Source organism: Agrococcus sp. Marseille-Q4369, assembly GCF_018308945.1.
In the GTDB taxonomy this organism is placed as follows: domain Bacteria; phylum Actinomycetota; class Actinomycetes; order Actinomycetales; family Microbacteriaceae; genus Agrococcus.
This window is the reverse complement of record NZ_CP070501.1, coordinates 1,254,626-1,276,725: the sequence shown is the minus strand read 5'-3', so window position 1 is coordinate 1,276,725 and position 22,100 is coordinate 1,254,626. Positions and strand designations below refer to the sequence as shown.

General features: G+C 71.2%; 22 protein-coding genes and 1 tRNA gene. 16 read left to right on the top strand and 7 right to left on the bottom strand.

Annotated features, from left to right (window positions below):
* The first annotated feature begins 37 nt into the window (after positions 1-37).
* From JSQ78_RS06425 to JSQ78_RS06405, 5 genes are all read left to right on the top strand, one after another.
* Positions 38-970, top strand: coding sequence for an aldose 1-epimerase family protein (locus tag JSQ78_RS06425; RefSeq protein WP_211450332.1), 933 nt, complete (start codon positions 38-40; stop codon positions 968-970).
* Between the two features lie 67 nt (positions 971-1,037).
* Positions 1,038-1,652 carry a PepSY domain-containing protein gene (locus JSQ78_RS06420; protein WP_211450330.1) on the top strand — a complete coding sequence of 205 codons (615 nt, stop codon included), beginning with the start codon at positions 1,038-1,040 and terminating at the stop codon, positions 1,650-1,652.
* Between the two features lie 122 nt (positions 1,653-1,774).
* On the top strand, positions 1,775-2,545 hold the full coding sequence (locus tag JSQ78_RS06415; RefSeq protein WP_211450328.1) for a methionine ABC transporter ATP-binding protein: 771 nt from the start codon (positions 1,775-1,777) through the stop codon (positions 2,543-2,545).
* Positions 2,546-3,217: a methionine ABC transporter permease gene (locus tag JSQ78_RS06410; RefSeq protein ID WP_249295950.1), complete on the top strand. Its 672-nt coding sequence runs from the start codon at positions 2,546-2,548 to the stop codon at positions 3,215-3,217.
* A 42-nt stretch (positions 3,218-3,259) separates the two neighbouring features.
* A complete protein-coding gene (locus JSQ78_RS06405) occupies positions 3,260-4,081 on the top strand; it encodes a MetQ/NlpA family ABC transporter substrate-binding protein (RefSeq protein ID WP_211450326.1) in 822 nt (273 codons plus the stop codon).
* 3 nt (positions 4,082-4,084) lie between these two features.
* On the opposite strand, the gene JSQ78_RS06400 is transcribed toward JSQ78_RS06405, so the two are convergent.
* The 3 genes from JSQ78_RS06400 to JSQ78_RS06390 all read right to left on the bottom strand — a co-directional run bounded on the left by JSQ78_RS06400 (position 4,085) and on the right by JSQ78_RS06390 (position 6,477).
* Positions 4,085-4,708 carry a GyrI-like domain-containing protein gene (locus tag JSQ78_RS06400; protein ID WP_211450324.1) on the bottom strand — a complete coding sequence of 208 codons (624 nt, stop codon included), beginning with the start codon at positions 4,706-4,708 and terminating at the stop codon, positions 4,085-4,087.
* 18 nt (positions 4,709-4,726) lie between these two features.
* A tRNA-Lys gene (locus tag JSQ78_RS06395) sits at positions 4,727-4,799 on the bottom strand.
* A 70-nt stretch (positions 4,800-4,869) separates the two neighbouring features.
* Positions 4,870-6,477 carry a TIR domain-containing protein gene (locus tag JSQ78_RS06390; protein WP_211450322.1) on the bottom strand — a complete coding sequence of 536 codons (1,608 nt, stop codon included), beginning with the start codon at positions 6,475-6,477 and terminating at the stop codon, positions 4,870-4,872.
* 207 nt (positions 6,478-6,684) lie between these two features.
* Between JSQ78_RS06390 and JSQ78_RS06385 the strand changes: the two genes are divergently transcribed.
* The 7 genes from JSQ78_RS06385 (at position 6,685) to pstB (ending at position 14,887) form a co-directional block, all read left to right on the top strand.
* Complete coding sequence (locus tag JSQ78_RS06385) at positions 6,685-9,213, top strand: HAD-IC family P-type ATPase (RefSeq protein WP_211450320.1); 2,529 nt, start codon at positions 6,685-6,687, stop codon at positions 9,211-9,213.
* 44 nt (positions 9,214-9,257) lie between these two features.
* On the top strand, positions 9,258-9,887 hold the full coding sequence (locus JSQ78_RS06380; RefSeq protein WP_211450319.1) for a DNA-directed RNA polymerase subunit beta: 630 nt from the start codon (positions 9,258-9,260) through the stop codon (positions 9,885-9,887).
* An 85-nt stretch (positions 9,888-9,972) separates the two neighbouring features.
* Positions 9,973-10,560, top strand: coding sequence for a hypothetical protein (locus JSQ78_RS06375; protein ID WP_211450317.1), 588 nt, complete (start codon positions 9,973-9,975; stop codon positions 10,558-10,560).
* A 309-nt stretch (positions 10,561-10,869) separates the two neighbouring features.
* Positions 10,870-11,976 carry a phosphate ABC transporter substrate-binding protein PstS gene (gene pstS, locus JSQ78_RS06370; protein ID WP_211450315.1) on the top strand — a complete coding sequence of 369 codons (1,107 nt, stop codon included), beginning with the start codon at positions 10,870-10,872 and terminating at the stop codon, positions 11,974-11,976.
* A 105-nt stretch (positions 11,977-12,081) separates the two neighbouring features.
* Positions 12,082-13,014, top strand: coding sequence for a phosphate ABC transporter permease subunit PstC (gene pstC, locus JSQ78_RS06365; RefSeq protein WP_211450313.1), 933 nt, complete (start codon positions 12,082-12,084; stop codon positions 13,012-13,014).
* Positions 13,015-13,017: 3 nt separating this feature from the next.
* Positions 13,018-14,100 (top strand): phosphate ABC transporter permease PstA, encoded by a 1,083-nt coding sequence (gene pstA / locus JSQ78_RS06360; protein WP_211450311.1) that lies wholly within the window; start codon positions 13,018-13,020, stop codon positions 14,098-14,100.
* 7 nt (positions 14,101-14,107) lie between these two features.
* Complete coding sequence (gene pstB, locus JSQ78_RS06355) at positions 14,108-14,887, top strand: phosphate ABC transporter ATP-binding protein PstB (protein WP_211450310.1); 780 nt, start codon at positions 14,108-14,110, stop codon at positions 14,885-14,887.
* A gap of 141 nt (positions 14,888-15,028) precedes the next feature.
* On the opposite strand, the gene JSQ78_RS06350 is transcribed toward pstB, so the two are convergent.
* The 4 genes from JSQ78_RS06350 to JSQ78_RS06335 are packed head-to-tail and all read right to left on the bottom strand — an operon-like array spanning position 15,029 to position 19,706.
* On the bottom strand, positions 15,029-15,967 hold the full coding sequence (locus JSQ78_RS06350; protein WP_211450308.1) for an NUDIX hydrolase: 939 nt from the start codon (positions 15,965-15,967) through the stop codon (positions 15,029-15,031).
* Entirely contained in the window at positions 15,964-18,222 is a 2,259-nt protein-coding gene (locus JSQ78_RS06345; protein ID WP_211450306.1) for an RNA degradosome polyphosphate kinase, read from the bottom strand. Before JSQ78_RS06345 ends, JSQ78_RS06350 begins: the two co-directional genes overlap by 4 nt.
* 12 nt (positions 18,223-18,234) lie before the next feature.
* On the bottom strand, positions 18,235-19,068 hold the full coding sequence (gene mshD / locus JSQ78_RS06340; protein ID WP_211450304.1) for a mycothiol synthase: 834 nt from the start codon (positions 19,066-19,068) through the stop codon (positions 18,235-18,237).
* On the bottom strand, positions 19,065-19,706 hold the full coding sequence (locus JSQ78_RS06335) for a response regulator transcription factor (RefSeq protein WP_211450302.1): 642 nt from the start codon (positions 19,704-19,706) through the stop codon (positions 19,065-19,067). Before JSQ78_RS06335 ends, mshD begins: the two co-directional genes overlap by 4 nt.
* A gap of 131 nt (positions 19,707-19,837) precedes the next feature.
* On the opposite strand from JSQ78_RS06335, the gene JSQ78_RS06330 reads away from it, so the two are divergent.
* From JSQ78_RS06330 to ygfZ, 4 genes are read left to right on the top strand one after another with little or no spacing between them, the layout of a single operon-like run.
* The gene (locus tag JSQ78_RS06330) at positions 19,838-20,116 is read left to right on the top strand and encodes a hypothetical protein (RefSeq protein ID WP_211450300.1); all 279 of its coding nucleotides are present in this window, start codon (positions 19,838-19,840) and stop codon (positions 20,114-20,116) included.
* A 46-nt stretch (positions 20,117-20,162) separates the two neighbouring features.
* Positions 20,163-20,285, top strand: coding sequence for a hypothetical protein (locus tag JSQ78_RS14010; protein WP_021010736.1), 123 nt, complete (start codon positions 20,163-20,165; stop codon positions 20,283-20,285).
* 4 nt (positions 20,286-20,289) lie between these two features.
* A complete protein-coding gene (locus JSQ78_RS06325; protein ID WP_211450298.1) occupies positions 20,290-20,907 on the top strand; it encodes a heme-binding beta-barrel domain-containing protein in 618 nt (205 codons plus the stop codon).
* Between the two features lie 2 nt (positions 20,908-20,909).
* Positions 20,910-21,968, top strand: a complete 1,059-nt coding sequence (gene ygfZ, locus JSQ78_RS06320) for a CAF17-like 4Fe-4S cluster assembly/insertion protein YgfZ (RefSeq protein WP_211450541.1) — start codon at positions 20,910-20,912, stop codon at positions 21,966-21,968.
* Positions 21,969-22,100: the final 132 nt, after the last annotated feature.

Genomic DNA, 22,100 nt, shown 5'->3' with positions numbered 1-22,100 from the left:
CGAGAAGCGGCGCTCGGGCATCTCCTATGCTCGCGGCATGCGGCCACCCACGGGACAGCAGTTCACGATCGCCCACGACGTCGAGGGCAAGCGGATGCGCGCCACGGTCACCGAGGTCGCCGCGGGCTTGCGAGAGCTCACGATCGAGGGGCTCGACCTCATCGAGCCCTTCCCGGAGGACGCCCGGCCGGCGAAGGCGCAGGGCATCGTGCTCGCCCCGTGGGGCGGGCGCGTCGCGGGCGGCGACTGGCGGCTGCGCGGCGAGGTCCAGCGGCTGCCGATCACCGAGCGGGAGAAGGGCAACGCGAGTCACGGCCTGCTGCGCTTCGCGCCCTACCGGCTGCTCGAGCAGTCCGCCTCACGGGTGCTGCTGCAGGCCACGATCTACCCGCAGGCCGGCTTCCCGTTCCTGATCGACACGTTCGTCGCGTACGAGCTCACCGACGACGGGCTCGTCGTCACGCACGAGGCGATCAACGGCGGCACCGAGCGCGCCCCGTGGGCGTGCGGCGCGCATCCGTTCCTCGCCGTCGGCGGCACGCCGGCCGACGAGCTGACCCTCACCGTGCCCGCCGAGCGCGTCTTCAACGCGGTCGACCTCATCCCGACCGAGGAGACCCTCGTCGATGCGATGGATGCGTCGGCGCCCGACCTGCGGGCAGGTCGACGGCTGTCGGAGCTCGACATCGACCACAACTACGGCGGGCTCGACTTCGTCGACGGGGTCGCGACCTCGTCGCTGCTCGACGAGCACGGGCGCGGCGTCGAGCTGTGGCAGGACGACGCCTATCCCTACACGGTCGTCTTCACGCCGCGCGAGTTCCCCGCGCCGGACGGCGCGCGGCACGCGGTCGCGGTCGAGCCGATGAGCGCGCCGGCGAACGCGCTCAACTCCGGTCACGGGCTCGTCTGGCTCGAGCCGGGCGAGTCGTGGCGAGGCCGCTGGGGCATCGCGCCGGTCGGCATCTGAGGGGCGGCATCTGACCTCCCAGTCCGCTCCCACGCGGCTCCCACCCGCCGTGGCTACCGTCGTGCGCATGGCCATCGACTCGAAGCTCCGTGCACCCCTCCTCATCGCCGTCGCCGCGACGGGCGCCCTCGCACTCGCGTCGTGCAGCGGCGGGGGCGGCAACCAGCAGCCCCAGCGCTCGGCCGAGCCGGTCGCGACTTCGGCGGCACCGGACGCGAGCGAGAGCGGCAGCGGCTCGAGCGCCGAGCCGAGCGAGTCCGGCCACGGCATCGAGGGCCTCGAGTCGGCCATCGCCGCGATCGAGCTCGCCGAGCGGGAGACCGGCGGCGTCGCCTACGAGATCGACGACGAGGACCAGGATCGCGCCTGGGAGATCGACATCGCCGACGGCACCCGCCAGATCACGGTCATCGTGAGCGGCGACGGCTCGTCGATCGTCTCGACCTCCGACGACGCCGAGGAGGTCGACGCCGACGACCGCGCCGCGCTCGATGCGGCGGGCATCACGCTCGTCGAGGCGCTCGAGGCGGCGGCCGACGAGATCGGCGAGGGCAGCGCGCTCGACGACGCCTCGCTCGAAGACGACGGCGACGCGCAGGCGTGGCAGGTCTCGTTCGAGGACGGCGGCGAGGTCTTCGTCTCGATCACCGACGGCTCGATCCTCCGCGTCGACGGCGTCTGACGCTCGCGCATCGGCGCCCCGGCAGGCCCGGGGCGCAAGCCGTACGCTCGCGACGCTATAGTTGATCCCGGTACAGAAATAGCGATCGGCGGGCGCCGCCGATGACGGGAAGCGGACGGACCATGCAAGCGAGCGGCGCGCCGATCGTCGAGCTCGCCGCCGTCTCGAAGCGCTACCGGGGCGCCGACGACCCGCGCCCAGCGCTCGACGACGTCGACCTCACGATCCACCGCGGCGAGATCTTCGGCGTCATCGGCGAGAGCGGCGCGGGGAAGTCGACGCTGCTGCAGGTGCTGAGCGGACTCGTCGCGCCCGACGAGGGGCGCGTCACCGTCGCCGGCCGCGACGTCGGTGCCCTCGACAGGCGCGGGCTCCGCGAGCTCCGGCGCGAGCTCGGCGTCGTCTTCCAGGGCATCCACCTGCTCAGCAGCCGCACCGTGCGCGCCAACGTGGCGCTCGCGCTGCAGCTCGTCCCCCGCAGCGCCCGGCCGTCGCGCGCGGCGCAAGCGACGGCGGTCGACGAGATGCTCGACTTCGTCGGCCTCGGCCACCGCGCCGACCACTACCCGGCGCAGCTCAGCGGCGGCGAGCGGCAGCGCGTCGGGCTCGCGCGCGCGCTCGTCGCGAAGCCGGCCCTGCTGCTGTGCGACGAGCCGACCTCGTCGCTCGACACGACCACGACCGCCGACGTGCTGCGCGTCCTCGAGCGGGCGCGCGAGGAGCTCGGCTCGACCGTGATCGTCATCACCCACGACCTCGACGTCGTCAAGGCGCTCTGCGACCGCGCGGCGCTCCTCGAGCGCGGCGCGGTGCGCGAGCTCTTCGCAGTGGCCCGCAGCGACTACCGGTCGCTGCCGAGCTACCGCGAGCAGGTGCGCCGGGAGCTGATGTAGGTGGAGTGGATCACGGAGCTGCTCGCGCAGCACGGCGACGCGATGGGGGAGGCGCTCGCCGAGACCGGCTACATGCTCGTCGTCTCGCTCATCGCCGCGGTGCTCGTCGGGCTGCCGCTCGGCATGACCGTGTTCCTCACCGATCGCGGCGGCCTCGCCGAGCACCGGCCCGTGTGGTCGGTCGCGAACATGTACATCAACATCGTCCGCTCCTTCCCGTTCCTGCTGCTCGTCGTCTTCCTCATCCCCTTCACGCGGGCCGTGATGGGCACGAGCTTCGGCACGCAGGCCGCGACCCTGCCGCTGTGCTTCGTCGCGGTCGCGATCTACGCGCGGCTCGTCGAGCAGATCCTGCGGGAGATCCCGCCGGGCATCTCGCTCGTCGCGCGCACGATGGGCGCGACCGTGCCGCAGGCCGTGCTCCGGGTGCTGCTGCCCGAGGCGCGCTCCGGGCTCGTCTACGCACTGACCTCCGCCGCGATCAGCCTGCTGTCCTACTCGACGGTGCTCGGCGTCGTCGGCGGCGGCGGCATCGGCGACTTCGCGATGCGCTACGGGTACCAGGAGTACAACGACGCGCTCATGTACATCACCATCGCTGTCATCGTCGTCTGCGTGCTCGCACTGCAGGGCATCGGCCACCGCATCTCCGTGCGGCTCGACCACCGCTGAGCCGCCCCGACCTCGAACCACTGAAGAAAGCAGGATGCTCCCATGCGCTCCACCCCCTTCCTCGCCACCGCGACGGCCGCCGCGCTCCTCCTCACCGGCTGCGGCGCGCAGCAGTCCGGCAGCACCGACGCAGGCGCCGAGAGCGGCGCCGAGCCGACGACCATCCAGGTGGCAGCGGTCACGTCGCCCATGACGGATGTGGTCGAGGCCGCAGGCGAGGCGATCGCGGACGGCTTCGAGATCGAGCTCGTCGAGGTCTCCGACTACGTCACCGCCAACACGCTGCTCAACGACGGCGAGATCGACGCGAACTTCTCGCAGCACGTGCCGTACATGGAGGGCTTCAACGCCGCCAACGACGGCACGCTCACCGGTGTGCAGCCGGTCTACAACTTCGTCATCGCGTTCTACTCGAAGACCCTCGACGACATCGCCGACCTCCCCACCGGGGCGACCGTCGCCATCCCCGACGACGCGTCGAACACCGGCCGGGCGCTCAAGCTGCTCGCGAGCGAGGGCGTCATCGAGCTCGACCCGGCGGTCGACCCCTACGAGGCGACGGTCGACGACATCGCCGGCAACCCCAAGGAGCTCGAGTTCCTGCAGATCCCGATCAGCTCGCTCAACACGGCCTACGAGGAGGCCGACCTCGTCTTCCAGTGGCCCTCGCACATCTCGGCGCTCGGGCTCAACCCCGAGGATGACGGCCTCATCACCGAGCTCGACGACACCTTCGCGCTGCACGTCGTCGTGCGCGAGGAGGACGCCGACTCGGCGGCGACCGCCGCGCTCATCGAGGCGTTCACGAGCGACGCGGTGCGCGAGGTGATCGAGTCGAACGAGACGATCGAGGTCGCCTTCTAGCCCTCACGCGGGCTCGACGGGCTGGCGGAGGATCGTCCGCCGCCTCGCCGGCTCGACCCTGCGGGCGTCGCTGAGGTAAATCTCGTGGTGGCGCCCGCGGGGGCGGAGGCCGTGGGCGGGCAGGACCTCGTCGTGGATGCGTGCGAGCACCGGACCCTCGTCGTCGAACGCGCCGACGTGGAGCGTCTGCACGCAGCGGCCCTCCTCGAGCCGCTCGAGGCGGCCGTCGGCGAGCCGGGCCGCGGAGGAACCCTCCGGCGCGCCCTTCGCGGCGACCCGTTCGCGCGCCGCCTCGAGCATCGCCTCATCGATCCAATCGGGCTGCAGGATGAGCAGCGTCCAGTCCCACCGTGTCTTGTCGCGCGCATCCGTGAACGACGACCAGTCGTCGGCCGACCAGAGCCCCTCGAGCGGCATGACGGTGAAGTCGCGGCCGAGCTCGCGCTTGCTCGCCATCTTCAGCGCGTACGCGAGCGGGTAGAGCGCCTCGGCGAAGGCGGGGCCGTTCGGGTCGCCGTGCCCGTCGATCGCGAGGTACGACAGCGGCGGCACGTCGACGAAGCGCACCTCGCCCGGCTTCGCGCGGTAGGAGTCGAGCTCCCGCTTGAGGTCGATCTTCGCGGTCATCCTCCTCGACGACGGCAGTGGGCCCGGTGGGGCTCGAACCCACGACCAGCGGATTAAAAGTCCGATGCTCTACCGACTGAGCTACAGGCCCGAGCCTCCAGGATAGGTGCGCGCGAACCGCCACGATGCCGCGCGCGCGGCGTCGTAGTGACCACCGATGATCACACCTCGGACTCTTCCGAGGATGCGCCCGAAGCGTCCTCGCCCTCGTCGTTCGGACGTGACGCCGGCAGCGCAGCGATCTTTTCTTGGATCAGCGACGCGACGTCTTCAGCAGACCGATTCTTCAGTGAGAGATGGCCGACTGTCTGGGGCAGACCAACAATCGCCGGCTGATGGTCGCCGACGATCAGCGGCAGCAGATAGTCCTCCGTGCGCTTGCCCGCCGCTTCTTTCCCGACCTCGAGCTCGAACGTTGTCCAGTCCCGTTCCGGGTACTCGTCCGACAGGCAAACGATCATGAACTGTGCGTCCTCGCTGTAAACGCGTCCAAGTTCTTTTCGGAGGTCCTTGCCCCATAGCATCGCCTGCTCGTCAAAGTCATAAAAGACTTCAAGCCCGCTCTTTTCGAGCGCTCGTACGAGGCTCTCGACCGTGACGCGATCCGGACCCGCGAACGAAACGGCGACGTCGTACTCGTAACCGATACGTCGAATATTGACTTGCGAGCGCACGCGCGAAAAGTCGAGGTGATCGAGGTAGAACCGGAAAACTGGGTCGTCGATCGTCAACGTGCCGTTTTCAAAGATCAGAATCTCCGATAGCTGGTTCTCCTCGATGACCGTCGGCAGGTTCTTCATGGCACGATAGAAGCTATTGCGCAGCCGAGACTTAGTTCTCGCCGCATCGCTTCCTACGACTTTGTGGTACATCTCGTCTTGCGAGATCTGCGTCTTTCCGCTGCGCGCGACGTAGTCCACAATCGAATAATAGGTGTCATGCACGGAGCGCGCTTGACGCCTGCCGCGGGCAAGGCTCACAATCTTCGCCAGGTAGCGGCCATCGTACTGACGCACCACGGCGTCTCGGATGAGTGGGAGTTCCACGTCCACCTCGCGGAGTTCTTCCTGTGATTCGAGCACCTCAGCCTCGACGGCCGCAATCCTGCAGATCGCCTGGAAGATGGAAGGCGAACCTTGAGCAGCACGAAGCGCGACCTCCCGACCGCCTTTTGTAAAGCGAATATTGAGCGCAGCCTCGCCCTTGTCCATTAGTTCCCCTAGGAACGCGGGGGACTGTGCTGAGATGTGCCAAGTGTCGTTCCGAATCGCAAGCTCTGGGTCCGCGCCGAGGATCGCCTCTGCGGTCTTTGCGATTCCGATCATGAAGAAGCGGATGCCTTGCTCGTGCCATAGCTTCAGATAGCGCGCGAGTTCTGCTCGCGCTCCCACTGACAGGTGATGCACATCGTCGATCATCACAAGGCGATAAAGCTTTAACCATTCTGTGACGTCGTCGAGCGTTGGGGCGACCGAGAACTCCTTGCCGAGGACTTCCAGAATTGTCGAGGCGCCGGTATAGCTCCGTCCACTCAACGAGTGGACGTCCGACGCAGAGAGCTTGAGCTCAGTTAATGCGCGGTTTGCCACGGTTGACTTGCCCGACCCGGAAGGTCCCACCAGCGTTACGTGTTTCCCCGTCGTGGCGAGCGATCCCTTCAACTGCTTCGCCTCTGCTGGCGGCACGTACGTCACGTCGGGCAAGCCCGCCTCGTTGAAGACCTCACTCAACGGGTATGTGCGGCGCTTCGTTGCGCTTTCCTCAGTCATGTTGAGGATCCTACGCACGAGAACCGACAGGGCGGGCCGGAAACGACACGATTCTTCTTCCCAAGTCTTCAGCCGCATGTAGAGAAACCCGGTGGTCCGCGAGGGCAGGGTCAACCGCTAGGCGGATCTTCGGGCCTGCACCCTGTCGTGCGGGCCGACCATCCGCCAGGCTTGTCGCGTCCCCGCTCCCGATGGAAGCCGCAGCCTGTGAACACGCCCGCGCGCACCGCGACCCGCACCGCCGTTGAGCCCGACGAGGGTCCTCGCACCCTCGTCGGCGAGCCCGATCGCCAGCGGCTGCTCTCGACCACCGACGCCGCGTGTGGGCTCACGGCGGCCGAGGTCGCCGAGCGCGTCGCCGACGGCCGCGTCAACCGGCTCGCGAACGCCTCGAGCCGCTCGCTCGTCTCGATCCTGCAGGCCAACCTCTTCACGCTCTTCAACCTCGTCATCGCCGTCTGCACCGCGGTGCTGCTCGTGCTCGGCCGCTGGCAGGACGCGCTCTTCTCGTTCGCCGCGATCTCGAACGTGCTCATCGGCGTCGTGCAGGAGTACAGCGCCAAGCGAAAACTGGACGACCTCGCGCTGCTCCACGTGGCCCGCAGCACGGTGCTGCGCGACGGCGAGGAGCACGACGTCGCGATGGAGGAGCTCGTGCAGGACGACATCCTGCTGCTGCGCCGCGGCGACCAGGTGCCCGCCGACGGCGTGATCGTCGAGACCTTGGGGCTCGACCTCGACGAGTCGCTCCTGACCGGTGAGTCGGAGCCGCAGCTCAAGCACACGGGCGACGGCGTGCTCTCGGGCTCCGCGGTCTCCTCCGGCTCGGCAGCGGTGCAGCTCACGAGCGTCGGCGGCGACTCGTTCGCCGCGAAGCTCACCGCCGAGGCGCGTCGCTTCTCGCTCGTGCACTCCGAGCTGCGCAGCGCCCTCAACCGGGTCGTCAAGTGGATCTCGATCGCGCTCGTGCCGCTCATCGCGATCGTCCTCAACGGACAGATGCAGGCGCGCGGCGGCTGGGAGGCGGCGATCGCGAGCGGCGAGTGGGAGGACGCCGTCGTCCTCGCGATCGCCGCGATCTCCGCCTCGGTGCCGCAGGGACTCATCCTCATGACGTCGATCGCGTTCGCGGTCGCGGCCGTCAAGCTCGCCCGCAGCCAGGTGCTCGTGCAGGAGCTCGCGGCCGTCGAGGGCCTCGCGCGCGTCGACGTCATCTGCCTCGACAAGACCGGCACGCTCACCGAGAGCGACATCGAGCTGCTCGAGGCGGCGCCGATCGACGAGGGCGGGTCGGTGGCGGATGCGGTCCCGGCGACCGCGCTCGAGCGCGCCTCGGGCGCGTGGCCGCTCGCGCTCGCCTGGTTCGGCCACGACGAGAACGCGAACGCGACCGCTGCCGCGATCCGCCCGCTGCTGCCCGACCCGGCGCTGCGGCCGAGCGCCGTGATCGGCTTCTCCTCCGCGCGCCGCATGAGCGCCGTCGCGTTCGACGAGGGGCCCGTGCGCGGCACGTGGGTGCTCGGCGCCCCGGAGTCGGTGCTCGGCGACGACGGCGAGAGCCCGGCCGCCCGTCGCGCGCTCGAGATCGCCGCGCTCGGCCGCCGAGCCCTCGTGCTCGGCAGCGCGGCGCATCCCATCTCCACCGACGAAGCCGAGCGCCTCGACCTGCCGCCGCTCGCACCCGTCGCGGTGCTCGCGTTCGGCGAGCACGTGCGCGACGACGCGCCCGCGACGCTCGACTACTTCCGCGAGCAGGGGGTCGAGGTGCGCATCCTCTCGGGCGACCACCCGCGCACCGTCGGCGCCGTCGCGCGGCAGGTCGGCATGCCGCTCGAGGGCGACGCGTTCGACGCGCGACAGCTGCCCGCCGACCGGGACGCGCTCGCGGCCGTGCTCGCCGAGCACCACGTGCTCGGCCGCGTGACGCCCGGGCAGAAGCGCGGCATCGTCGAGGCGCTGCAGGCGCAGGGCCGCACGGTCGCGATGACGGGCGACGGCGTGAACGACGCGCTCGCGCTCAAGACCGCCGACCTCGGCATCGCGATGGGGGAGGGCGCTGCGGCGACGAAGGCCGTCGCCCGGCTCGTGCTGCTCGACGGCCGCTTCTCGCACCTGCCGCGCGTCGTCGACGAGGGCCGGCAGGTGATCGCGAACATCGAGCGCGTCTCGCGCATCTTCCTCACGAAGACGACCTACGCCTTCACGATGGCGCTCGTGTTCGGGGCGCTGCTCATGCAGTACCCGTTCCTGCCGCGGCAGCTCTCGGCCACGGACGGCCTCACGATCGGCATCCCCGCCTTCTTCCTCGCGCTCATGCCCGCCGCGACCCGCTACGTGCCCGGCTTCCTCTTCCGCAGCCTCCGCTTCACGATCCCCTCCGGCATCACGATCGCGCTCTCGGTCGTCGCCACGACCGTGCTCGGGCGCGAGGCCGGGCTCGACGAGCGGCAGGTGCAGACCGCCGCGGTCTTCACGCTCACCGTCGGCGGGCTGTGGGTGCTCGGCATCGCCTGCCGGCCGTTCACGGCGGTGCGGGCGCTCATCGTGGGCGTCATGATCGCCGGCCTCGTCGCCGCGGTGACGGTGCCGATCGTGCGCGACTTCTTCGAGTTCCAGCTGCCGCCGACGCCGATCATCGCGTGGTCGATCGCGATCGGCCTCGCGGCGAGCGCGCTCATCGAGGTGTGGCACCGGCTCGCGCCGAAGCTGCCGCCCGCGATCGTGCGCACGACCTAGGCGCACCTCCCGCGCCCAGCCTGCATCCGCGATGATGGTGGGCGATGGCCGACGACTTCCACCGCCCGACCCGCTTCTCGAACGACTGGTTCGAGCGGGTCGAGGGCGACGTCGATCCGGTGCTGCGGCTGCAACTCGCGGCCGACACGGCGCAGGCGCTGCTCTCGCGCGTGCGCGCCGGGGCCGACCCCGAGGTCGTCGAGCGCATCCTGACGCTCGCGCGCGAGGACGGCATCGACACGGTCGCGGAGCTCTGGTCGCACGCCCGGCCGCACTCGCTGCCCGGCGCGCTCTGGCGCGTCAACCTGCTGCATGTGCTCGTGACGCAGCGCGCCGCCGAGGCGGCCGTGCTCTACCAGCAGGGCGCGGATGCGCTGCAGACGGCCGCGCCCGTCGTCGCGGGCGTGCCTGCGCCGGCGAGCCCCGACGAGCTGCGCTCGCTCTCCGAGACGATCCTCCGCGGCGTCTTCACTGGCGACTTCGCGCTCGCCCTCGACCGCGCGGCGGCCTTCGCCGTCGTGACGGCCGCGGGAGCGGTTGAGTCGGCCCACATCGACGAGCCGACGAACCCCGAGCGCGCGCGCGAGCGCACCCGGCTCGCCGCCGCGCTCACCGACGTCGCCGACGACCTGCGCGTGTGCGCGCGCCTGTGGCGCGACGAATCGCTCGCCTGACTCGCCCGGCTCGCCCGACGCATCCGATCGACGCCGTAGGCTGAAGCGGTCCGCGCACGGGTCGCGGTCAGAATCGGAGGTCGCCATGGCACGCCGCCCGCTCGCAGCCGCACTCGTCATGGCCGCCGGTGCACTCGTGCTCACCGGGTGCATTCCCGAGCCACCCGCCATCCCGCAGTCACCGGTGCAGCCGGCCGACCCGCAGCCCGCTGACCCCGCGCAGCCGAGCGAGTCGGCGGACGCACCCGACAGCGGTGCGCCCTCGGGCGAGGCGAACGTCGGGCTCGGTGAGATGGTGACGGTCGACGACGAGGCGGGCGACTCGTGGTCGTTCGCGGTCACCGGCATCGAGGAGAACCCGCCGCTCGAGAGCGGCGACAGCGCGCCGGGCACGCGGTTCGTCGCGGTGCTGCTCGACGGCGAGCGCGTCGAGGGCGGCGTCGGCTTCATCCAGCTGTTCGACATCTGGGTCGTCGGCAGCGACGGCGGGGAGTACTACTGGGCCGACACGGTCGAGGCGACCGCCGAGGAGGACGTCTACTTCGTCGGCGACTCCTTCGCGGGCGCTCGCGCCCTGATCCAGCTGCCCGAAGGGGTCGACCCCGAGCTCGTGGTCGCGCGCTCGGCGTACGGCCACCCGCAGGTCGAGGACGTCGTCGTCGACGTGCGCTGACGCATCCCACCCTTGCGTTCGCGCTGAGCGCACGCCCAGGCGTGTCGAGTCGGCGCTCGCTACCCTGGAACAGCCGGGCCGCGTAACCCCGGGCTCCAATATTCGCCGCTGCGAGCGGCCTTCCGCCGAGAGGCGTTCGCGGCCCGGCTTCATCGTTCGCGGGCGCCGATGCGCGCCCCGGTCGAGTTCACCCGCTGTTCACCTCGCGGGCGGCTCCCCGCCACTCGGCCTTCCTACCGTGATCGAGGCGCGCGGATGCGTGCCGACCCAGGGTCCCCAGCCCTGCACCGACCTTCCGAAGGGAACACCGTGAAGTTCACGAAGCTCGGCCGCGCTGCGGTCGTCGCCGCAGCAGGCGCGCTCCTGCTCAGCTCCTGCGCCGCCAACGAGCCCGCCGCCGACGATGCCCCCGAGGGCTCGCAGTCCGCCGCCTCGAGCCTCTCGGGCGATCTCGCGGGCGCCGGCGCTTCGTCGATGGGCGCGGCGCAGGAAGCCTGGATCGCCGGCTTCCAGTCCGCGAACCCCGACGTCAACGTCACGTACGACCCGGCCGGCTCCGGCGCGGGCCGCGAGCAGTTCATCGCGGGCGGCGTCTCGTTCGCCGGCTCCGACGCCTACCTGAAGGATGAGGAGCTCGAGGGCGAGTTCGCCGCGTGCGTGCCCGACACGCTCCCGGTCGACCTGCCCGTCTACATCTCGCCCATCGCGATCATCTTCAATGTCGAGGGCGTCGACTCGCTCAACCTCGACGCCTCGACGATCGCGAAGATCTTCTCGGGCCAGATCACGAACTGGAACGACGAGGCGATCGCCTCGCAGAACGAGGGCGTCGAGCTGCCCGACGCGCCGATCACGGCCGTCCACCGCTCCGACGACTCCGGCACGACCGAGAACTTCACCGAGTACCTCGCGGCGACTGCAGAGTCCGACTGGACCGAGGGCGTGTTCGAGACGTGGCCTGCCGCCTACGGGGGCGAGGGCGCGCAGGGCACCTCGGGCGTCGTCGACGCCGTCGCGAACGGCACGGGCACGATCGGCTACGCCGACGCCTCGCGCGCCGGTGACCTCGGCACGGTCGCGCTCAAGGTCGGCGAGGAGTACGTGCCGTTCACGGCCGACGCCGCCGCCGCCGCGGTCGACGCGTCGCCGCGCGTCGAGGGCCGCCACGACGGCGACATCGCCGTCGACCTCGACCGCACGACGACCGAGGCCGGCGTCTACCCGCTCGTCCTCATCTCGTACGCCATCGCGTGCACCGAGTACCAGGACGCAGAGGCGGGCGAGCTCGTCAAGGCCTACCTCGCGTACGTCGCGTCGGAGGAGGGCCAGACCGCCGGCCAGGAGAACGCTGGCAACGCGCCCATCTCGGACGAGCTGCGCGACGAGATCCTCGCCGTCGTCGACTCGATCCAGTAGTCATACTGGTCTGAGACCACGCGGCATCGCCGCACCCGACCGGCCGGGGCGCTCGTCGCCCCGGCCGGTCGCCATGACCGGCCCAACCCGATTCGCTGGAGCCCCATGACCACCGCAGCACCGGCCGCGACGAGAGCCTCCGCGCCCAACCGTCCGGCTGACGTCATCTTCAAGGCGGTCTCGACGACCGCCGGCGTGCTCATCCTCCTCGCGCTCGCCGGCGTCGCGATCTTCCTCGTCGCGCAGGCCGTGCCTGCGATCATCGGCCCGCTGCCGAACGACGACAGCTTCTGGGCCTGGGTGTGGCCGCTCACGTTCGGCACCATCTGGTCGGCATTCCTGGCGATGGTGATCGCGGTGCCGATGGCCATCGCGATCGCGCTGTTCATCACGCACTTCGCACCGCGCCGCCTCGCCGCGATCCTCGGCTACCTGATCGACCTGCTCGCAGCCATCCCCTCGGTGATCTACGGACTGTGGGGCATCGCGGTGCTCGCGCCCTTCATGCAGCCGGCGTACACGTGGCTCGCGCAGAACCTCGGCTGGATCCCGCTCTTCTCGCCGCCCGCCTCCGGCACCGGCCGCACGATCCTCACGGCAGCGATCGTGCTCGCCGTCATGGTGCTGCCGATCATCACCGCTCTCTGCCGCGAGATCTTCCTGCAGACCCCGCGGCTGAACGAGGAGGCCTCGCTCGCGCTCGGCGCCACTCGGTGGGAGATGATCCGCATGGCGGTGCTCCCGCACGGCCGCTCCGGCATCATCGCCTCCTCGATCCTCGGCCTCGGCCGGGCGCTCGGCGAGACGATGGCGGTCGCGATGGTGCTCGCCTCCGCGGGCGCGGTGACGTTCGTCGTCGTCGGCTCGCAGAACCCCTCGACGATCGCCGCGAACATCGCGCTGCGATTCCCCGAGGCGCACGGCATCACCGTCAACATGCTCATCGGCTCCGGCCTCGTGCTCTTCGCGATCACGCTGCTGGTCAACGCCATCTCGCGCTGGATCATCGCGAAGACGACCGTCGACGGAGGTCGCTAGACCATGACCACCACCATCAGCGCGCCCCGCCAGGCGCAGAACCCGCTCACGGCAGGCCAGCTGCCGCGCTGGAGCCCGTGGGCCGTGCTCGCCGGTGCGCTGCTCGTCGGCGCGGCCGTCGCCGGTCTCGTCGCGGGCGCGTCCGGCGGGCAGTTCAGCATCGTCATGACGGCGTTCATCGGCTTCGTGCTCTACCTCGTCGCCGTCACCGTGGTCAGCCAGCTCATCGAGGGCGGACGCAAGGCGACCGACCGGTTCGTCACCGGGCTGGTGACCGGCGCGTTCCTGCTCGCGCTCATCCCGCTCGTCTCGCTCGTCATCACGGTCGTCGCGAACGGCGTGGCGCGCTTCGACGCCGAGTTCTTCACCTACACGATGCGCAACGTCGTCGGCGAGGGCGGCGGGGTGCTGCACGCGATCGTCGGCACGCTGCTCGTGACGCTCTGGGCGGCGATCATCTCGGTGCCGGTCGGCATCTTCACCGCGATCTACCTCGTCGAGTACGGCAAGGGCAAGCTCGCGAAGGCCATCACGTTCTTCGTCGACGTCATGACGGGCATCCCCTCGATCGTCGCGGGACTGTTCGCCTACGCGCTCTTCGCGCTCTTCTTCGGGGAGGGCGTGCGCTCGGGCATCGGCGGCGCGGTCGCCCTCAGCCTGCTCATGATCCCGACGGTCGTGCGCTCGACCGAGGAGATGCTGAAGCTCGTCCCGAACGACCTGCGCGAGGCATCCCTCGCCCTCGGCGTGCCGAAGTGGCTGACGATCGCGAAGGTCGTGCTGCCCACCGCGCTCGCCGGCATCGTCACGGGCGTGACGCTCGCCATCGCCCGCGTCATCGGCGAGACGGCGCCGCTGCTCATCATCGCCGGCTTCACGACGAACATGAACTACAACGTGTTCGAGGGCCGCATGATGACGCTGCCGGTCTTCGCCTACAACCAGTACGTGAGCCCCGGCGTCCAGGAGCAGGCGTACTTCGACCGCGCGTGGGCCGCGGCGCTCGTCCTCATCCTCATCGTGATGATCCTCAACATCGTGGCGCGACTCATCGCCCACTTCTTCGCCCCGAAGGCCGGAAGGTAATACGCACATGTCCAAGCGCATCGAGATCAACGACCTCGACGTCTACTACGGCGCGTTCAAGGCGGTCGAGGGCGTCTCGCTCGAGATCGAGCCCCGCTCGGTCACGGCGTTCATCGGGCCCTCGGGCTGCGGCAAGTCGACCGTGCTGCGCACGATCAACCGCATGCACGAGGTGATCGCCGGCGCCTACGTCGACGGCGAGATCCTGCTCGACGGCGCCAACCTCTACGGCACGGGCGTCGACCCGGTCAACGTGCGCCGCCAGATCGGGATGGTCTTCCAGCGCCCGAACCCGTTCCCGACGATGACGATCCGCGAGAACGTGCTCGCCGGCGTGCTGCTCAACAACCGCCGGATGTCCAAGGGCGACCAGGACGACCTCGTCGAGCGCTCGCTGCGCGGCGCGAACCTCTGGAACGAGGTGAAGGACCGCCTCGGCATCCCGGGTTCGGGCCTCTCGGGCGGACAGCAGCAGCGCCTCTGCATCGCTCGCGCGATCGCGGTGAGCCCCGACGTGCTGCTGATGGACGAGCCGTGCTCGGCGCTCGACCCGATCTCGACGCTCGCGATCGAGGACCTCATCGAGGAGCTCAAGCAGGAGTACACGATCGTGATCGTGACCCACAACATGCAGCAGGCGAGCCGCGTCTCCGACAAGACGGCGTTCTTCAACATCGCCGGCACGGGCAAGCCGGGGAAGCTCATCGAGTACGACGAGACGACTCGCATCTTCTCGAACCCGTCGGTGCAGTCGACCGAGGACTACGTCTCGGGCCGCTTCGGCTGATCCGCTCCGGCCGCAGAGTGCCGGAACTCTGCGCTTCCGAGCACGCGAAACAGCAGAGTGCCGGAACTCTGCGCTCTCGCGGCCGCGGCGAACGCGGAGTGGCGAGACTCTGCGGGGCTCGAGCGCGCCGGGAGCGCGCGGTCAGTCGGCCGGCGGGCCGTGCGTCTCGAGGGCGACGAGCGACGGCTCGGCGCCCGCGCTCACGTGCAGCACCGTGAACTCGGCCGTGTGCAGCATCGACGCGCGGTGCGTGCGCTCGGTCTCCGCCGCATCCGTCACGTGCACGACCGCCGAGACGATGTCGCCGATCACCGGCGCGTGGCTGCACAGCACCGTGCCGCGGCGCTTCCGCACCGCCTTCGCGATGCGCCGCTCGATCTCCTCGCGCTGCCCGACCGGCCACTCCTGGCTCAGCTCGTGCAGCGCCTTCGCCTCGACGCCGAGCACCGCCTCGAGCGGCTCGACGGTCTGCAGGCACCGGAGGGCGTCGGAGGAGAGGATGCGCTCCGGCCCGAAGGCGGCGATCCCGCGCGCGATCGATGCCGACTGGCGCTCGCCGCGCGGCGTGAGGGGCCGCGCCGCGGCATCGCCGTCGAAGGAGTAGGGATCCGCGGCCTTCCCGTGCCTCAGCGCGACGATCGGGAACGTCTGCTCCTGGCCGCGCGCGAGGCGCTCCTCGAAGCGCGCGATGATCGCCGCGTCGTGCTCATAGCTCACGCGCCGCCGCGCCTCGTCGAGCGGCAGCCAGTGCAGCGCCATGATCTCGTCGTTCGGCTCGAACGGGCCAGGGCCCGCATCGCCGAGCGGCGCCTGCCAGTAGTAGACGACCTTGTCGCGGCCGTCGGGCAGCCGGTACTCGCTCGTGCCGAGCGGCGCCCCGAGCGTCACGGCGCAGCCGGTCTCCTCCTCGATCTCGCGCGCGGCGCACTCGGGCAGCGACTCGCCCGGATCGAGCTTGCCCTTCGGCAGCGACAGGTCGCGGTGCTGCGTGCGCTCGACGAGCAGGGCCTCGACGCCGCGCTTCCCGCGCCGCCACACGAGCGCGCCCGCGGCGAGCACGGGCGCGGCCGCGGCGGTCACCGGCCGCCCGCGCGCTTGCGGCGCTGGATCTGGATCATCCGGTCGCGGTGCAGGTCGTCGAGCGGCGCGCCCTCGTCGTCGTAGAAGCGGCGCGTCCAGGTGCCGTCGGGCTCCGCCCACCACGACGCCGTCTGCGGCGACATCGCGCGATCGAAGTGCTGCGAGATGTCGCGCATGTGCTCGGTCGAGGTGAGCTGGATGAGCGCCTCGACGCGGCGGTCGAGGTTGCGGTGCATCATGTCGGCCGAGCCGATGAAGACCTCCTCGGCGCCGTCGTTCCAGAACGCGAACACGCGCGAGTGCTCGAGGTAGCGGCCGACGATCGAGCGCACCGTGATGTTCTCGCTCAGCCCCGGCACGCCCGGCTTGATCGAGCAGATGCCGCGCACCCAGATCTGCACCTCGACGCCCGCGCGGCTCGCGCGGTAGAGCGCGTCGATGAGCTGCTCGTCGACGATCGCGTTGATCTTGAAGCGGATGCGCGCCTTCCGGCCGGCCCTGGCGGCCTGCGTCTCGCGCTCGATGCGGTCGAGCAGCCCCTTCCGCAAGTGGCGCGGGGCGACGAGCAGCCGCTGGTACGACTTCTCCTTCGCGTAGCCGGAGAGCTCGTTGAAGAGCCTCGTGATGTCGCGACCCACTTGGTCGTTGTCGGTGAAGAGCCCGAAGTCCTCGTAGATGCGGCTCGTCTTCGGGTTGTAGTTGCCGGTGCCGATGTGGCAGTAGTGGCGCAGCCGCCCCTGCTCGCGGCGCACGATGAGCATGAGCTTGCAGTGCGTCTTGAGGCCGACGATGCCGTAGACGACGTGCACGCCCGCGCGCTCGAGCTGCTTCGCCCAGCGGATGTTCGCCTGCTCGTCGAAGCGGGCCTTCACCTCCACGAGCGCCAGCACTTGCTTGCCGGCCGCGGCCGCGCGGATGAGCGCCGCGACGACGGGCGAGTCGCCCGAGGTGCGGTAGAGCGTCTGCTTGATCGCGAGCACGTCGGGGTCGTCGGCCGCTTGCTCGAGCAGCGCCTGCACGCTCGTCGCGAACGACTCGTACGGGTGGTGCACGAGCACGTCCTTGCGCGTGATCGCCGCGAAGAGGTCGGGCTTCTCGTCCTGGTCGCCGGGCAGGAACGGCGTCGCGGTGACCGGCACGCGCTTCGTGTAGCGCAGGTCGGGCCGGTCGATGCCCGCGATCTGGAAGAGCCCGGTGAGGTCGAGCAGCCCCGGCAGCCGGTAGACCTCGTGCTCGGTGATGCCGAGCTCGTCGACGAGCAGGTCGAGCGTGTCGGCGTCGATGTCCTCCGCGACCTCGAGCCGGATGGGCGGCCCGAACTTGCGCCGCGACAGCTCCTCCTCGAGCGCGCTGATGAGGTTCTCGGTGTCGTCCTCGTCGATCGAGACGTCCTCGTTGCGCGTGACGCGGAAGACGTGGTGGTCGATGATGCCCATCCCGGAGAACACCTCGTCGAGGTTGTTCGCGATGAGCGCCTCGAGCGGCAGGAACCGCTGCGCGCCGTCGGCCGCGCGGGGGAGCTCGATGAAGCGCGGCAGCACCGCCGGCACCTTGAGGCGCGCGAACTGCGGCTCCTCCTCGCCCGGCACCTGCACGCGCACGGCGAGGTTGAGCGAGAGGCCGGAGATGTAGGGGAACGGATGCGCGGGGTCGACCGCGAGCGGCATCAGGACGGGGAAGATCTCGGCCTCGAAGCGCGCCGACATCGCCTCGCGCTCCTCGTCGGTGAGGTCGTGCCACGTGACGACGTGGATGCCAGCCTCGCTTAGGTCGACCTGGAACGACTCGCGCGCCGCGAGCGCGTGCCGCAGCTGCAGTTCGTGCGCGCGCTGCACGACGGCGTGCAGCAGCTCCTGCGGCGAGCGGCCCACGTTCGTCGGCACGGCGAGCCCCGTCGCGATGCGGCGCTTGAGGCCCGCGACCCGCACCATGAAGAACTCGTCGAGGTTCGAGGCGAAGATCGCGAGGAAGTTGGCGCGCTCGAGCAGCGGCACGCGCGGGTCCTCGCCCATCTCGAGCACGCGCTCGTTGAAGGCGAGCCAGGAGAGCTCGCGGTCGAGGAAGCGGTCGGCGGGCAGGCCGTCCTCGGTCGCGGTGCCCTGCAGCTCGGCCGACCAGCTCGACTCGTCGTCGTAGTCGTCGAAGTCGGCCTCGTTGGCGTCGTGGAAGCTGCGCTCCTCGCCGAGAGTGCGAGCCGGGCGCTCGCGGAGCGTCTCCGAGCTCGCGGGAGCGCTGGTGGCGGTGCCGTCAGTCATGACGCCATCCTCTCAATCCGAGGTGCCATCGTCCTGGGTGATCGTCCCGTGCCTCCATCGCACGTCGATCGCCCACTGCGAGAATCCTGCCCGCCGGTAGAGCCCGAGCGCAGCCTCGTTGTCGCCCTCGACGTACAGGTGCGCGGTCGTCGCGCCCACCGCGCGCATCCGCGCGAACGCGGCCTCGAGCATCCGTCGCCCGATGCCCGCGCCCTGCCGGCCGGGCGCGACGCCCAGCACGTAGAGCTCGGCGACGTCGCCGCCTGTCTTGACCCACGCGAAGCCGTCGAGGCCGGCCTCGCCCGGCAGCACGACGAGGTTGGCGTCGTCGTGCCACGGCTCGGCCAGGCGCGCGGCGAGGTCGCTCGCGCTCATGCGGCCCTGCTCGGGGTGGTCGGCGAACGCGGCGGCGTTGAGGGCGAGCAGGGCGGATGCGTCGTCGGACTCGAACGCGCGCACCCCGTCGGGCAGGCGGTCGGGATCGGCGCCGTCGGCGGCGGCCGGCACGGGGGCGCGCAGCTGCAGCAGCTCGCGCACGCGCCGCATCCCGAGCCGCTCGGCGATCGCGCGCGCCTCGGGCAGGTCGCCGTGCGCCCACGCGTCGAAGTCGCCGAGCTCGGCGGCGACGCGCTCGGCGAGCGCGAGCCCGAGCCCGCGGCCGCGGTGGTCGGGGTGCACGGCGAGCTCGACCTCCCGGTCGGCGTCGCTCACGATCGCGAGCGCCGTCTCGTCGCCGATCGCGCGCCGCTGTCCGCGGGCGAGCTCGACGAGCGCCTGGTCGTTGAAGGGCGGCATGCCGTCGTGCGCGGCGCACGCGGCGCCGAGGGCGCGAGCGGTGTCGATCATGCGGTCTCCAGGTCGAAGCGGTAGCCGACGCCGCGCACGGTGCCGATGAGGCCCTCGAGGTCGCCGAGCTTCGCGCGCAGCCGCCGCACGTGCACGTCGACGGTGCGGGTGCCGCCGAAGTAGTCGTAGCCCCACACCTCGCTCAGCAGCTGCTCGCGCGTGAAGACGCGCGAGGGGTGCGCGGCGAGGAACCGCAGCAGCTCGAACTCCTTGTAGGTCAGGTCGACCGGTCGGCCGTCGACCCTCGCCTGGTAGCTCGCCTCGTCGATGCTGAGGCCGCTCGCGACGATCGGCTTGGCCTCGGTGCGCGCGCTGACGGCGAGGCGGATGCGTGCCTCGAGCTCGGCGGGACCGGCCGAGTCGAGCACGATGTCGGTCACGCCCCACTCGGCGCTCACGGCCGCGAAGCCGCCCTCGGAGAGCACGAGCAGCACGGGCGCCGCGTCGCGGTCGAGCAGCCGACACAGCGCCTTCGCGCTCGCGAGCTCGACGGCGCCGTCGACGACGAGCACGTCGCCGGCGGGGGCGTGCGCGACGGCCTCCGCCGTGCCGGGGAGCGTCGTCACGCGGTGCTCCAGCAGCTCGAGACTGGGCAGCGCTCCCCGATCGCGGCGGGTGAAGATCACGACGTGCGCCATCAAGCCTCCTGCCGATTCCGATCCTAGGGTCTGCGCGGAGGCCGTCCTGACGGCGCCGGCGCGCTCGAGGGCTCGCGGCCTGGCGCGCGGCCCGGTTCGACCGTCCGAGGGGACTGCGGCATGATGAGGCCATGGCGAGCAAGGCCACGTCGTGGCGATGGGGGAGCGTGTGGCCCGTGTGGCTGCTCGCGGCCATCGGCGCGATCGCGGTCGGGGTGCTGCAGCCCTCCGACGGCATCGTGTGGCTGCCGATCGTGCTCGGCGTCTGCACGCTCGTCGCCTTCGCGATCCAGCTCGGCGGGCCCACGGAGCCCGGCGTCGTCGCGCGGCTCGCGGCGGCGGTCTTCGGCGTGGTCGTGGTGCTCGCGATCGCCTCCGCGGTGCTCGTGCCGCTCACGCACCTGCTGTAGCGCCCGGCGCCCGCGCGGGCTCGGGGTGCGGGGGTAGGATCGAGCCATGGACGCCATCCCCATCATCGCCTTCGAGATCTTCTACCTCGGTCTGCTCGGGCTCGCCATGATCGCGATCCTCGGCGTCTCCTACGTGGTCATCCGCAACCTCTTCAAGGGCCAGCGCTAGCGCGGTGCTCGAGCTCGATCCCACGCTGCCCCCGGAGCTCGGCCCGCTCCAGTGGCTCGTCGGCGACTGGGAGGGCACCGGCGTGCTCTCCTTCCCGGTCGGCGACCGCACGGTGGAGCACGAGTTCGGCCAGCGCGTCTCCTTCGCCCACCACGGGCATCCGTACCTCTCGTACGAGGCCTACGCGTGGATGCTCGATGACGAGCTGACGCCGCTCGCGGCCGAGTCGGGCTTCTGGCGCCTCGCCCGCCCCGCGGAGGCGGCCGACCCGGGCCCCGGCATGCTGCCGCCCGAGGGCGAGCCCGCGTTCGGCTCGCTCGACGCGGTCGAGTCGCTCCGCCGCCCCGACGGCGCGTTCGACATCCAGGCGCTCATCGCCCACCCCGCGGGCGTCGCCGAGCTCTACCTCGGCACGATCGCCGGCCCCCGCATCGACCTCGCGACCGACGCGGTGCTGCGAGGTGCGAGCGCGAAGGAGCACACCGCATCCACTCGCATGCTCGGGCTCGTCGAGGGTCACTTGCTGTGGGCGTGGGACCTCGCGGCGCTCGGCCGCGGGCTCGAGAGCCACGCCTCGGCCCGGCTCGCGCGCGCGACCCCTTCGGGCGGCGACGAGGCGTGAGCATGCTCGCCTCGCGCATCCCGGGCGCGGTGCTCGACGAGTCGACCGGCCTGCCGCTGCACGTCGGCAACCCGATGGCCGAGCAGCGCCGGCTGCGGGCCGGCGCGCTCGTGCTGCTGCCGCGCGACGTGCTGCGGCTCACCGGCCCCGACGCGCTGCCGTGGCTCGACTCGATCTCGAGCCAGGCGATCGTCTCGCTCGCCGACGGCGCCTCGAGCGAGACGCTCGTGCTCTCGCCCGAAGGGCGCATCGAGCACGTGCTGCGCCTGCGGCGCGACGGCGATGCGCTCTGGGTGATCGTCGATGCCGGCAGCGGCGACGCGCTCGAGTCGTGGCTGACGCGGATGCGCTTCTTCAAGCAAGTGGAGATCGAGCGACCCGAGGCGGTCGTCGTGGGCACCGCGGGCGAGCCTGCGGGCCCCGTCGCGTGGCTCGACGGCTGGCCCGAGGTCGCGCCCGGCGGCGTGCGCTACGGCGAGCCGACGGGGGAGCCGTGGAGCTGGTCGGAGTCGGTGCTGAGCCCGGAGGAGGCGGCCGCGCTCGAGCCGGAGCGCTTCGTCGGCTCGCTCGCGGCCGAGGCGCTGCGCATCGCCGCGGGCAGGCCCGGCCTCGCGGAGGTCGACGAGCGCTCGATCCCGCACGAGCTCGACTGGCTGACGACGGCGGTGCACCTGCAGAAGGGCTGCTACCGCGGGCAGGAGACGGTCGCGAAGGTGCACAACCTGGGCGCGCCGCCGCGCCGCGTGGTGCTGCTGCACCTCGACGGCTCGCAGAACGCGCCGGTCGCGGCTGGCGACGTCGTGCTCGCGGGTGACAAGGAGGTCGGCGAGGTGACGTCCGCGGCGATCCACGACGACCTCGGTCCGATCGCGCTCGCCGTCGTGAAGCGCTCGGCGCCCGCCGACGGCGACCTCGTCGTGCGCAGCGCCGAGGGCCTCGACGTCGCGGCGGGCCAGCAGGTGCTCGTGCCGCCGAGCGCGGGCCACGCGAACCGGCCGCCGCGGCTGCCGAGGCTCGGCGCCGTGCAGCGGCCGACCCGCCCCGCGGCGCCTCCCGCGTAGCGCGCGGCGCGCGCCGCCGATCCGCCCGCGGAGCGCTTCCGCGCGCGCCCGGCTCAACGGACCCGTTCTCGGCACGCGGACCCGATATGTCGGGTCCGCGAAACGAGATGGGGCCCGCTTCTCGAATTGCGC